The following is an 11,626-nucleotide window of genomic DNA, read 5'->3' as shown; positions in this document are numbered from 1 at the left end:
CGTCCGTGTCGACGCCGGGCGCGGGGTGCGCGCGCGCGACGGGGCCGACGACGGCGCCGCGTCCGACGCCGAAGCCGTGCAGGACGCCGGTCGTGGAGGAGCTCATGGCACCCATCCTCGCACCGGCTCCGCCACCCTCGGGCGCCACCGGCGTCACAGCTCCTTGAGCGCGAGGTCGGGGTCCGGCTCCTCGACGACGCGCACGTCCGCGAGGCGGATGTCCGCGGGGTCGGGCACCGCGGTGCCCGGCAGGAGGACGGCGGCCCGGCCCCACGCCACGGCGGTCGCCAGCCGCCGCGCCGGTGCGGCACCGGCGGCCGCGAGGAAGCCCGCCAGCGTGACGTCACCCGCGCCGACGGTCGAGGCCGGGACGAGCGCCGGACCGCCGGCCCAGGCGACCCGCTCCGCGTCGACGAGCAGCGCCCCGTGGGGGCCCAGGCTCACCAGGACCTGGCGCGTGCCGCGCGCCACGAGCTCGCGCGCCGCGTCGACCACGTCGCCGACGACGACGAGGTCGCGCCCCACGAGCTCGCCCAGCTCCTCGTCGTTGGGCTTGACGACGTCCAGGCCCCCCGCCGCGACCGCGGCCGCGAGCGGGGCGCCGGACGAGTCGAGCGCGCAGGGCACGCCGTGCCGGCCCGCGAGCGCGGCGAGCCGGACGAAGAAGTCGTCTGCGGCGCCCGCCGGCAGGCTCCCGGCACCGACGACGCCGCCCGCCCCGGCCGCGATCTCCCGGGAGACCGCGGCCAGGAGCGCGGCGACGTCGTCGGTCCCGAGCGGCGGCCCGGGGGCGTTGACCTTGGTCGTGGCGCCGGTGCGCTCGACCAGGGTGATGTTGGAGCGCGTCTCCCCCGAGACCGTCACCGCGCGCGCGGGCACGCCCTGCTCCGCCAGCAGGGCGACGAGCAGGTCGCCGTCACCCCCTCCGGCCGGCAGCACGGCACGCGTGGCGTGCCCCTGCGCGACCAGCGCCCGCGAGACGTTGATGCCCTTGCCGCCCGCGTGGACGTGCGTCGCGTGCGCCCGGTTGACCTCCCCGACCGCGAGCGCGTCGAGCTCGAGCGTCCGGTCCACGCTCGGGTTGGGGGTGACGGTGACGATCATCAGGCCTCGTTCACCTGCTCCAGGATCTCGTAGAGCGCCGCCGCGGACGGCGCGTCCAGCACGCGCTGCACCTGGTCGGTGTCCGCGAAGACGAGCGCGATCTTCGACAGTATCGCGAGGTGCTCGTCGCCGACGCCCGCGATCCCGACGACGACGCGGACGGGGTTGCCGTCCCAGTCGACGGGCTCGTCGTAGCGCACCAGGCTCAGCGCCGAGCGCCGGATGGCCCCCTTGGCCTCGTCGGTCCCGTGCGGGATGGCGAGGTGGTTGCCCATGTACGTCGAGATCGAGCGCTCGCGCTCGAGCATCGCGTCGACGTACGAGGCGTCGACGGCGCCGGAGCGGACCAGCCGCTCCCCCGCGTCGCGGATCGCGTCCACCTTGGAGCCCGCCACGGCGCCGACGACGACGTCGTGCGGCGCCAGGACGCCGTACCCGCCGCCCAGGCCCGCGCTCATGCCGGCGCCGCCTCGGTGCCGGCGGCCCGGACCTCGCGCACGACGTCGTCGTACACGGGGCTGGAGAGGAAGTTGTCCACCGAGACGTGGCGCGCGCTCGGTGCGTGCCGCCTGGCCCGGTCGGTGAGCTCGCGCTGGGTGATCACGAGGTCGACGTCGTCCTCGAGGCGCGCGACCGCGGTGTTGACCACCGTGACGTCGGTGCGGCCCGCCTTCTTGAGCTTGTCGCGCAGGATGCTCGCGCCCATCGCGGACGACCCCATGCCGGCGTCGCACGCGAAGACGATCGAGCGGATCGGCGTCGCGGCGCCGTTCGTGGTCACGGCGTCGTTCGTGGTCACGTCGTTCGTGGTCACGGCGTCGTTCGTGGTCACGGCGCCGTCGGCGGCCTGCCCGGTCCCCGCGGGGGACGCGGCACCCGCGCCGGCGAGCGCCCCGAGCGCCGCGCTGCTCCGGCCCTTGTTCGACTCGGTCTGCGCGATCGCCGCGCCGAGGTCGCCCCCGCCCGTCTCCAGGTCGCGCTTGCGCGAGGCCCGCAGGATCACCGCGGCGATGAGGAACGTCACCGTGAACGACAGGACCACCGAGAGGATCACGCCGACGAACGCACCCCGGGGGGTCGCCGCCAGGACGGCGATGATCGACCCGGGCGCCGCCGGGCCACGCAGCCCGGTGCCGAGCACCATGTTCGTCGCGACGCCCGTCGCGCCGCCCGCGATCGCCGCGAGGATCAGCGCCGGCTTCATGAGCACGAACGGGAAGTAGACCTCGTGGATGCCGCCGAGGAACTGGACGACGGCGGCGCCGGGCGCCGAGCTCTTCGCGGCCCCGACCCCGAAGAAGGTGAAGGCCAGCAGGATGCCCAGGCCGGGCCCGGGGTTCGACTCGACGAGGTACAGCAGGGACTGGCCCTCGGCGACCGTCTGCTGCGCGCCGAGCGGCACGAGGACGCCGTTGCCGATCGCGTTGTTGAGGAACAGCACCTTGGCCGGCTCGACGATGATGCTCATGACCGGCAGCAGGTTGTTGTCCGCGAGCCAGCCGACGACCGACTCGAGGAACCTCGACAGGGAGCTGACGATCGGCGCGATCCCGAAGAAGGCGAGCACGGCGAGCGCGGCGCCGACGATGCCGGCCGCGAACATGTCGACCAGCATCTCGAAGCCGGCCTTGATCTTCCCTGCCCAGAGCGCGTCGACCTTCTTGATCACCCAGGCGGCGGCCGGCCCGACGATCATGGCGCCCAGGAACATCGGCACGGCGCTGCCGACGATCATGCCCAGGGCGGCGATCGACGCGACGACGGCGCCGCGGTCCCCGTAGACCACGCGGCCGCCCGCGTTGGCGATGAGCAGCGGCAGCAGGTAGGTGATCATCGGCCCGACCAGGCCGACGTACTGCTGGAACGTGGTGCCGTCCTCGGCCTGCGCGAGGGCGGTGGCGGCCCCCTGCCAGCCGATGACGTCGGCGTTGCCGTAGCCGCCGAGGATCGGGTTGGGCGTCCAGCCCACGGCGATGAACAGCGAGGTGATGAGCCCCCAGGCCAGGAAGGCCGGGAGGTTGGGCATGATCATGCTGCTGAGGAACGCCCCCAGCCTCTGCACGCGGACCTGGGCAGCCTTGCCCCGGCTCACGGTGCGGGGGGCCTCGGCCGTCGTTGCGGACATGGGCGACTCACACTCCCTTCGTGGTGGTGCGCGTCCCGGCAGGGCCCGGGGTGGCGGTGATCGTCATCGACCTGCTCCTTCGCTGCCGGCGCGGCGCACCGCCCCGGGTCCCACCCACCGCCGGCCGCCAGGCGGCCGGCGTCGTCACGGCTCGATCGTGACCTTGATGCCGGCGCCCGTGCGGACGACGTCGATGCCCTCGGCGACCCGGTCGAGCGGCAGCCGGTGCGTGATGAGGTCGGCGACCGGCACGCTGCCGTCGGCGATGTGCGCGAGCGCCCGGCGGTTGTGCTCGGGGCTCGAGCCGTTGGCCCCGACGATGGTGAGCTCCTTGTAGTGCACGAGGTTCGAGTCGAGCGTGATGGTCGGCCGGTCCTTGGGCAGCCCGCCGAAGAAGCTCACGCGCCCCTGCGGGGCGAGCATCTGCAGCGCCTGCTCCTGCGCCGCGCCCGACGCGGCGGCCGTGATGACGACCGTCGCACCGCGGCCGTCGGTGAGGTGGCGCACGGCCTCCACGGGGTCGGTGTCCGAGGCGCAGATCGCCGCGTCCGGCCGCACGACGGCGGCCGCCAGGTCGAGGCGCTCGCGGCTCAGCTCGACGAGCAGCACGCGCGCCGCCCCGCGGGCCCGGGCGAGGCGGACGTGCAGGCAGCCGATCGGGCCGGAGCCGACGACGACCACGACGTCTCCCTTGCGCACGTCGGCGATCTCCTGCGCGTTGATCGCGCACGCGAACGGCTCGGCGACGCTGGCCTCGGCGAAGGAGACGTTGTCCGGGATGCGGTTGAGGCCGTCCACGGCGAGGACTTCGCGCGGCACGATCATGTACGGCGCGAAACCGCCGTCGAAGTCGTAGCCCATGGAGACCTGGTTCGGGCAGATCGTCATCGCGCCCGCCCGGCAGTAGTCGCAGCGGCCGCACGGGATCGCCGCGATGACCTGGACCCGGTCCCCCGGTGCCCAGGCGTCGACGCCCTCGCCGACCTCGACGATCTCGCCCGCTATCTCGTGACCCATGACGCGCGGCGGGACGATGCGCTGGTGCCCCGAGGTGGAGATCTTCACATCGGTGCCGCACATCGAGCACGCCCGGACCCGGATCTTGACCTCACCCGGCGCCGTCGTGGGCTCGGGCGCGTCCTCCAGGCGCACGTCGCCGGGGGCGTAGAAGCGGAAGACGTCCATCTCTCTCCTTCGTCGGACGCCGCCGGGCGACGTCGTGGGTGGCGCCGGTGGGGCGCCGTCGCTCATGCGCGGACCACCCGCGGTCCCGCCGCCTCGATCTCCTCGGCCAGGTCGGGCTCGAGCTCCGAGTCCGTGATGACGGTGTCCACCACCGACAGCGGCGCGACCTGCGCAAAGTCGGCCCGCCCGACCTTGGTGTGGTCGGCGAGCACCACCGTGCGGCGCGCGGCGGCGACGAGGGCGCGCTTGACGCCGGCCTCCGCGAGGTCCGGGGTCGTGAGCCCGCGCTCCACCGTGAGCCCGTTCGTCCCGAGGAAGGCCACGTCCGCGTAGACGTCGGCCATCGCGCGCTCGGCCCACGGGCCGACGGCGGCCAGCGTCCGGCCGCGCACGGTGCCGCCCAGCAGGTGCAGCGTGATGCTGGGGCGCGACGCGAGGACCATCGCGACCGGCAGGGCGTGCGTCACCACGGTGAGCTCCCGGTCCGTCGGGAGCATCTCGGCCAGGCGGATCGTCGTCGTGCCGGCGTCGAGGACGATGGCGCCGCCGTCGGGGAGCTCGTCGAGCGCCGCCTTGGCGATGCGCTCCTTCTGCCCCGCCATGCGGCCCTCGCGGTCGGCGACCGCCGGCTCGATGCCGAGCCGCTCGACCGGGATCGCCCCGCCGTGGACGCGGCGCAGGACCCCGCGGCGCTCGAGCGTGGTCAGGTCGCGGCGCACCGTCTCGGGCGTGACGTCGAGCTGCTCGGCGAGGTCCTTGACCTCGACGCGGCCGTCGAGGCGCGCCCGGACGAGGATCTCCTGCTGCCGCTCCGTCGCGTACACGCCCTGGCCTCTCGCCCGTTCGGGTGTTGATATGGCTTTGTCTACTTCCGTTTCAGTCCGGCGTCAACCCTCGCCCGCCGCCGAGAACGACAGAGCGCCGCGCCCCCGTGGGGGCGCGGCGCTCTGTCGGTGGTGCGTCGGGCGTCTCAGTGCGGCTGGTACGGCGAGACGACGACCTCGACCCGCTGGAACTCCTTGAGGTCCGAGTAGCCGGTGGTGGCCAGCGCGCGACGCAGGGCACCGACCAGGTTCAGGGTGCCGTCCGCCTGCTTGCCCGGGCCGAAGAGGATCTCCTGCAGCGTCCCGGCGGTGCCCACGCCGACGCGCTCGCCGCGCGGGAGCTCCGGGTGGTGCGCCTCGGGGCCCCAGTGCCAGCCCCGGCCCGGCGCCTCGGCGGCGCGCGCCAGCGCCGCGCCGAGCATCACGGCGTCCGCGCCGCACGCGACGGCCTTGACGAGGTCGCCCGCGCGTCCGACGCCGCCGTCGGCGATCACGTGCACGTACCGGCCCCCCGACTCGTCGAGGTAGTCCCGGCGCGCCGCGGCGACGTCGGCCACCGCGGTCGCCATGGGCGCGTGGATGCCGAGCGACGTCCGCGTGGTGTGGGCGGCACCGCCGCCGAAGCCGACGAGGACGCCCGCCGCGCCGGTGCGCATGAGGTGCAGCGCCGCCGTGTAGGTGGACGCACCGCCGACGATGACCGGGACGTCGAGCTCGTAGATGAAGCGCTTGAGGTTGAGCGGCTCGGCCCGGCTGGACACGTGCTCGGCGGAGACCGTGGTGCCCCGGATGACGAAGAGGTCGACGCCCGCGTCGACCACGTGCTTCCAGTACTGCTGGGTCCGCTGCGGCGACAGCGCGCCCGCGACCGTCACGCCGGCGCTGCGCACCTCCTGGAGCCGCTGGGTGATGAGCTCCGGGATGATCGGCGCCGCGTAGATCTCCTGCATCCGCGCGGTCGCGGCGGACGCGTCGAGCGTCCCGATCTCCTCGAGGAACGGCGTCGGGTCCTCGTAGCGCGTCCACAGGCCCTCGAGGTCGAGGACGCCCAGGCCGCCGTGACGGCCGAGCGCGACGGCGGTCTCGGGGCTCATCACCGAGTCCATCGGGGCCGCGACGACCGGCAGGTCGAAGTGGTAGGCGTCGATCTGCCAGCCGACCGACACCTCCTCCGGGTCGCGCGTCCTGCGCGAGGGCACGACGGCGACGTCGTCGAAGGAGTAGGCGCGGCGCCCGCGCTTGCCGCGGCCGATCTCGATCTCGTTGCTCACGGCCCCAGGTTACCGGCGGGCGGGGGCCGGACGCCCCGGCGCCCGCCCTGCGGTCGGTCCGGGCTCACTCGAAGAGCGCGAGCAGCTCCCGGTTGAAGGCCGGCAGGTCGTCCGGGGTGCGCGACGTCACGAGCGGGAACCGCTCGCGGCACACCACGGCCTCGCCGTCGGTCCACGTGCCGCCCGCGTTGCGGACGTCCGTGCGCAGGCTCGGGTAGGAGGTCAGGGTCTTGCCCTCGACGACGCCGGCCTCGACCAGCGCCCAGGGCCCGTGGCAGATGGCGGCGATGGGCTTGCCCGCCTCCGCCACGGCCTTGACCAGGGCGATCGCGTCGGCCTCCAGGCGCAGGGAGTCCGCGTTGACGGTCCCGCCGGGCAGCACGAGGCCGTCCAGGTCGTCCACGCCGACGTCGGCGACGGTCCGGTCGACCGGGTAGGTGCCGCCGGGCTCGAGGTCGTTGTTCACGGCCGTGACCTCGCCCGCCTCCGGCGCCACGAGCACGGGCGTGCCGCCGTGCTCCTGCACGGCCTTCCACGGCTCGGTGAGCTCGGGCTCCTCGACGCCCTTGGTGCTGGTGAGGAACACGATCGTCTTGCCGGTGAGGTGGCTCATGCTCGTCCTCTCGTCCGTGGGGATGGGGTCACGACGAGCCTGCGGCACCGCCGCGCACCCCGCACCTCGGGCGCCCGTGCGGCGCGCGTGACGTGCGGGCGCCCGGCGCGCCTGCCCCGCGGGTGTCGGCGCCGGCTGCGAGGCTGGCCGCAGGAGGTGCGGATGAGCTGGACGCAGGCCCCCGTCGTCGGGTTCGACACGGAGACCACCGGCGTCGACGTCGGTGAGGACCGGATCGTCACGGCGGCGGTGGTGCGCCGCGAGGGACGCTCGACCTCGGTGACCACCTGGCTCGTCGACCCCGGCGTGCCGATCCCACCGGACGCCACCGCGGTCCACGGGATCACGAGCGAGCACGCACGGCGCCACGGCCGGCCCCCCGGACCGGCGCTCGAGGAGATCGCCGGCGAGCTGGCCGACGCGCTCTCCCACGGCGAGCCGGTGGTCGCGTTCAACGCGTCGTTCGACCTGTCCCTGCTCGACGCCGAGCTGCGTCGTCACGGCCTCGCGTCGCTGGGCGAGCGCCTCGGCCGGGACGTGCGCGTCGTCCTCGACCCGCTCGTGCTCGACCGGCACCTCGACCGCGCACGGGAGGGCGCGCGGCGCCTGGGCACGCTGTGCGACCACTACGCGGTGCGGCCCGTGGGCGCGCTGCACACGGCCGACGTCGACGTCGCGGCCACGATCGGCGTGCTCGACGCGCTGGCGCGCGCGTTCCCGGCCATCGGGACGATGGCGCTCGACGACCTCCACGACCTCCAGGTCGACGCGCACCGCGCCTGGGCGCAGGGCTACAACGCGCGCCCACCCGAACCGGGTCGCGAGCGCCGGACCGCGGACCTGTCCTGGCCGCTGCGCCGCGCCCGCCCGCTCGCGGCGTGACGGGACGCCGGGGACACACCCCGGCGGCGGCGCACCCCTAGCGTGCGGCCGGCTCCTCGCCCGCGGGGAGCACGGGACGCAGCGCCGCGACCACGGCGTCGGCCACCTCCGCCGACGACGCCACGACCAGCCCGACGCCGTCGTCGCCCGGGCGGTAGTCCGAGCCGTCCGGTCGGCGGCTCACGCCGCCCGCCTCGCGCACCAGCACGGCGCCCGCGGCGTGGTCCCACGGGTTGGTGCGCCAGTAGAAGGCGAAGTCCGCCTCGCCCGCGAGGATCCGTCCGTACGCCGCGCCGGACCACAGCCGGTCGCTCGTCGCCGCCCCGGGCCCGAGCGCCGCGATGCCCGCCTCGACGCGCGCGAGCACGCCGTCGGGCAGCTCCGCGGGACCGCGCGGCAGGAACTTCGTCGCCGCGGCGCCGCGCAGGGCGTGGAGGTCGGCGTCGGCCGCGGTGAGGCGCCGGCCGTCGAGCCAGGTGCCGCCGCCCCGCACCGCCACGTACGTGCGTCCCTGCTCGGGCAGGCAGATCCAGCCGGCGACGGACTCCCCGCCGGCGACGAGGGCCACCATCACGGCGTAGTCGGGCGCGCCGTCGACGAACGCCTGCGTCCCGTCGATGGGGTCGAGCACCCAGACGCGGTCCGCGTCCGCGACGACGTCGAGCAGGGCGGGGTCCGCCGCGACGGCCTCCTCCCCGACCACCGGCACGCCGGGCGTCAGCCGGGTGAGTCCCTCGGCGAGTGCCACCTCGGCCGCGACGTCGACGACCGTCACGAGGTCGCCGGGGCCCTTCTCGCTGACGTCGCCCCTGGCGAGGTCCCGGAAGCGGGGCCGCACGACCGTGCGGGCGACCTCCTCGACAAGGGCGGTGACGGCCTCGACCGGGATGCCGGCGAGCGGGTCGGTGCGGGATCCGGTCGCCGTCATCGGGACGAGTAGTTGGGGGCCTCGGAGATCATCTGGACGTCGTGCGGGTGCGACTCCTTGAGCCCCGCGGGCGTGATCCGGACGAACCGACCGCGGGCCTGGAGCTCGGGCACCGTGCGGGCGCCGACGTAGAACATCGACTGGTGCAGCCCGCCGACGAGCTGGTGCGCGACCGCGGCGAGCGGGCCCCGGTACGGCACCTGGCCCTCGATGCCCTCGGTGATGATCTCGTCGTCGGACAGGTCGCCCTGGAAGTAGCGGTCCTTGGAGTACGAGCGCCGGTCGCCCCGCGACTGCATCGCGCCGAGCGACGCCATGCCGCGGTACCGCTTGAACTGCTTGCCGTTGACGAACACGAGGTCGCCGGGGCTCTCGTCGCAGCCCGCGAGGAGGCCGCCCAGCATGACGGTGTCCGCGCCGGCGACGAGCGCCTTGGCGATGTCGCCGGAGTACTGCAGGCCCCCGTCGCCGATCACCGGGACCCCCGCGGGCTTGCACGCCTGGGCCGCCTCGTAGATCGCGGTGACCTGCGGCACGCCGACGCCGGCGACCACGCGTGTGGTGCAGATCGAGCCCGGCCCGACGCCGACCTTGACGGCGTCCACGCCCGCGTCGACGAGCGCCTGCGCGCCGGCCCGCGTCGCGATGTTGCCGCCGATCACCTGGACGTGGCGGGTGCCCGGGTCGGACTTGATGCGGCGCACCATGTCGAGCATGAGGCGCGCGTGGCCGTTCGCGGTGTCGACGACGAGCACGTCCACGCCGGCCTCGACGAGCGCGGTGACGCGGTCCCAGGCGTCGCCGAAGAACCCGACCGCCGCGCCGACCACGAGCCGGCCCTCGCCGTCCTTGGTGGCCAGCGGGTACTGCTCGGACTTCACGAAGTCCTTGACGGTGATGAGGCCCTGGAGCGCGCCGTCCTCGTCGACCAGGGGCAGCTTCTCGACCTTGTGCTTGGCCAGGAGCGCCGCCGCGTCCGCGCGCGAGATGCCGACCGGGCCGGTGACCAGCGGCATCGGCGTCATCACCTCGCGCACGCGCAGCGTCGTGAAGTCGCCGGGCGCCACGAAGCGCAGGTCGCGGTTGGTGATGATGCCGAGCAGGCGCTGCTGCTCGTCGACGACCGGGAGGCCGCTGACGCGGTACTTGCCGCACAGGGCGTCGAGCTCGGCGAGCGTGGCCTCCGGGCCGACCGTCACGGGGTCCGTCACCATGCCGGACTCGGAGCGCTTGACGAGGTCCACCTGGTGCGCCTGGTCCGCGATGGACAGGTTGCGGTGGAGCACGCCCACGCCGCCCTGCCGCGCCATGGCGATCGCCATGCGCGCCTCGGTCACGGTGTCCATGGCGGCGGAGACGAGCGGGACGGCGACGCTGAGCTCGCGCGTCAGCCGCGAGGTCGTGTCGACCTCGCTCGGGATCACGTCCGTCTCGCCGGGCAGCAGGAGGACGTCGTCGTACGTCAGGCCGATGAAGCCGAAGGGGTCCGGGTGCGCTGGCGAGGTCTCCGTGTCCACCTCTCGATGGTAGGCGCCGCGCCGCGCGGCCGGGGCGGGCGTCCACGCACCGTCGGCCCGGGTCGGGCCGGGCTCAGCGGATGAGGCCCCGGCGCAGGCCGATGGCGACCGCCTGCGCACGGTCGGACGCGCCGAGCTTGCGGAAGAGCCGGCGCGCGTGGGTCTTGACGGTGTCCTCGGACAGGAAGAGCTCCCCGCCGATCTGCGCGTTGGACCGGCCGTGGCTCATGCCCGCCAGCACCTCGAGCTCGCGCTTCGTGAGCTCGACGGCGGGGCCGGGGGCGGCGTCGCCGTCGGCACGCGGCGCGGGCGCCTGCTCCGTGCGCTGCGCGTGCCCGGCCTGCTGGGGCACGTGGGCCGATGTGAGGCTGTGGGCGGCGACGGCGACGAGCTCGCTGCGGTCCACGTCGGGCGCGAGGTAGCCGCGGGCGCCGAGCGCGATCGCCCGGTCGAGGGTGATCTCGTCGCCCGGGACGGCGAGCATGATGACGACGGGCGTGGCCCCGACGGCGCGCAGGCGCCGCATGGCCTCGATCGGACCGGCACCGGGCAGGTGTGCGTCCAGCAGCACGAGGGCGGGCGACGAGCGCCGCGCCAGGGCGACGAGCTCCTCCGCGGTGGCCGCGCCGCGGGCGGGCGCGAGCGCCGGCACCCCGTGGGCTGCGGAGACGATCCGGTCGCGCACGGCGGACGAGCCGTGGCACACGACGATGCCTGCCATCGTCCTCCTTCCGGTCCGCGTGCGGCACCCGAGGGGCCGTGGCGACGGTGCGACGGCGAGGTGCCGCGCCAGGACCTCATCGACCGGCGGGGGCCCGGACGTTAGCCCTGCGCCCGGGTGAACCGTTCAGCCGACGACCGCGAGCACCTCGTGGAGCGCGCCGGTCAGGGTGCGCACCCGGTGCACCGGCACCCCCGTCGACGGCTCGAAGGCGGCGGCGCCCTCGCGCTGCACGAAGATCGGGAGCCCGGGACGCGCGGCGTCGACCGCACGGACGAGGCGGTCCGCGCGCTCGGCCGCCTCGTCGTCCGGCCCCACGTGCAGCAGGACCGCCGCGGGCGCCAGGCGCTCCACGGCCGTCGCCATCGCAGCCTCCCCGCCGGCGGACAGCACGCGCGCCCGCACCCCGCTGGCCTGCAGCGCCGTGGCCAGGCAGTGCGCGAGCAGGTCGGCCCC

Annotated in this window: 11 protein-coding genes and 1 pseudogene; 1 reads left to right on the top strand and 11 read right to left on the bottom strand. The window is 75.1% G+C overall.

The annotated features are described in order from the left end of the window. Positions 1-153 precede the first annotated feature (153 nt). From pfkB to IDM29_RS10870, 7 genes are all read right to left on the bottom strand, one after another. Positions 154-1,104 (bottom strand): 1-phosphofructokinase, encoded by a 951-nt coding sequence (gene pfkB, locus IDM29_RS10900; protein WP_182111983.1) that lies wholly within the window; start codon positions 1,102-1,104, stop codon positions 154-156. After that, positions 1,104-1,562: a PTS sugar transporter subunit IIA gene (locus IDM29_RS10895; RefSeq protein ID WP_182111984.1), complete on the bottom strand. Its 459-nt coding sequence runs from the start codon at positions 1,560-1,562 to the stop codon at positions 1,104-1,106. The genes pfkB and IDM29_RS10895 overlap by 1 nt, the downstream gene beginning before the upstream one ends. Continuing rightward, positions 1,559-3,229: a PTS mannitol transporter subunit IICB gene (locus IDM29_RS10890; RefSeq protein ID WP_182111985.1), complete on the bottom strand. Its 1,671-nt coding sequence runs from the start codon at positions 3,227-3,229 to the stop codon at positions 1,559-1,561. Before IDM29_RS10890 ends, IDM29_RS10895 begins: the two co-directional genes overlap by 4 nt. Positions 3,230-3,373: 144 nt before the next feature. Beyond that, a complete protein-coding gene (locus IDM29_RS10885; protein ID WP_182111986.1) occupies positions 3,374-4,414 on the bottom strand; it encodes a zinc-dependent dehydrogenase in 1,041 nt (346 codons plus the stop codon). 62 nt (positions 4,415-4,476) lie between these two features. After that, entirely contained in the window at positions 4,477-5,238 is a 762-nt protein-coding gene (locus IDM29_RS10880) for a DeoR/GlpR family DNA-binding transcription regulator (protein ID WP_182111987.1), read from the bottom strand. Positions 5,239-5,384: 146 nt separating this feature from the next. Further along, positions 5,385-6,509, bottom strand: coding sequence for a GuaB3 family IMP dehydrogenase-related protein (locus tag IDM29_RS10875; RefSeq protein WP_182111988.1), 1,125 nt, complete (start codon positions 6,507-6,509; stop codon positions 5,385-5,387). 64 nt (positions 6,510-6,573) lie between these two features. Beyond that, a complete protein-coding gene (locus tag IDM29_RS10870; protein WP_182111989.1) occupies positions 6,574-7,122 on the bottom strand; it encodes a type 1 glutamine amidotransferase domain-containing protein in 549 nt (182 codons plus the stop codon). Between the two features lie 162 nt (positions 7,123-7,284). Between IDM29_RS10870 and IDM29_RS10865 the strand changes: the two genes are divergently transcribed. Continuing rightward, the gene (locus IDM29_RS10865) at positions 7,285-8,004 is read left to right on the top strand and encodes an exonuclease domain-containing protein (protein ID WP_188037527.1); all 720 of its coding nucleotides are present in this window, start codon (positions 7,285-7,287) and stop codon (positions 8,002-8,004) included. A 37-nt stretch (positions 8,005-8,041) separates the two neighbouring features. Here the strand turns inward: IDM29_RS10865 and IDM29_RS10860 are convergent, their stop codons facing one another. The 4 genes and pseudogenes from IDM29_RS10860 to IDM29_RS10845 form a co-directional block, all read right to left on the bottom strand. Continuing rightward, positions 8,042-8,932 (bottom strand): inositol monophosphatase family protein, encoded by an 891-nt coding sequence (locus IDM29_RS10860; RefSeq protein ID WP_182111990.1) that lies wholly within the window; start codon positions 8,930-8,932, stop codon positions 8,042-8,044. Further along, positions 8,929-10,449, bottom strand: a complete 1,521-nt coding sequence (gene guaB, locus IDM29_RS10855) for an IMP dehydrogenase (RefSeq protein ID WP_182111991.1) — start codon at positions 10,447-10,449, stop codon at positions 8,929-8,931. Before guaB ends, IDM29_RS10860 begins: the two co-directional genes overlap by 4 nt. Before the next feature lie 73 nt (positions 10,450-10,522). Further along, entirely contained in the window at positions 10,523-11,170 is a 648-nt protein-coding gene (locus IDM29_RS10850; protein ID WP_182111992.1) for a response regulator transcription factor, read from the bottom strand. Positions 11,171-11,296: 126 nt separating this feature from the next. After that, a pseudogene (locus IDM29_RS10845) lies at positions 11,297-11,626 on the bottom strand (MerR family transcriptional regulator); the annotation flags it as partial.

The sequence above is a fragment of the Actinotalea sp. JY-7885 genome (assembly GCF_014525465.1).
Taxonomy (GTDB): domain Bacteria; phylum Actinomycetota; class Actinomycetes; order Actinomycetales; family Cellulomonadaceae; genus Actinotalea.
Note: the sequence above shows the minus strand (reverse complement) of the source record. Positions and strands in the feature narration are given on the sequence as shown.

What these genes read in the sequence shown, in the direction of transcription:
- IDM29_RS10890 (WP_182111985.1), bottom strand. Translation starts at nt 3,229, where the DNA reads ATGTCCGCAACGACGGCCGAGGCCCCCCGCACCGTGAGCCGGGGCAAG.
- IDM29_RS10885 (WP_182111986.1), bottom strand. Translation starts at nt 4,414, where the DNA reads ATGGACGTCTTCCGCTTCTACGCCCCCGGCGACGTGCGCCTGGAGGAC.
- IDM29_RS10860 (WP_182111990.1), bottom strand. Translation starts at nt 8,932, where the DNA reads ATGACGGCGACCGGATCCCGCACCGACCCGCTCGCCGGCATCCCGGTC.
- pfkB (WP_182111983.1), bottom strand. Translation starts at nt 1,104, where the DNA reads ATGATCGTCACCGTCACCCCCAACCCGAGCGTGGACCGGACGCTCGAG.
- IDM29_RS10870 (WP_182111989.1), bottom strand. Translation starts at nt 7,122, where the DNA reads ATGAGCCACCTCACCGGCAAGACGATCGTGTTCCTCACCAGCACCAAG.
- IDM29_RS10850 (WP_182111992.1), bottom strand. Translation starts at nt 11,170, where the DNA reads ATGGCAGGCATCGTCGTGTGCCACGGCTCGTCCGCCGTGCGCGACCGG.
- IDM29_RS10865 (WP_188037527.1), top strand. Translation starts at nt 7,285, where the DNA reads ATGAGCTGGACGCAGGCCCCCGTCGTCGGGTTCGACACGGAGACCACC.
- IDM29_RS10895 (WP_182111984.1), bottom strand. Translation starts at nt 1,562, where the DNA reads ATGAGCGCGGGCCTGGGCGGCGGGTACGGCGTCCTGGCGCCGCACGAC.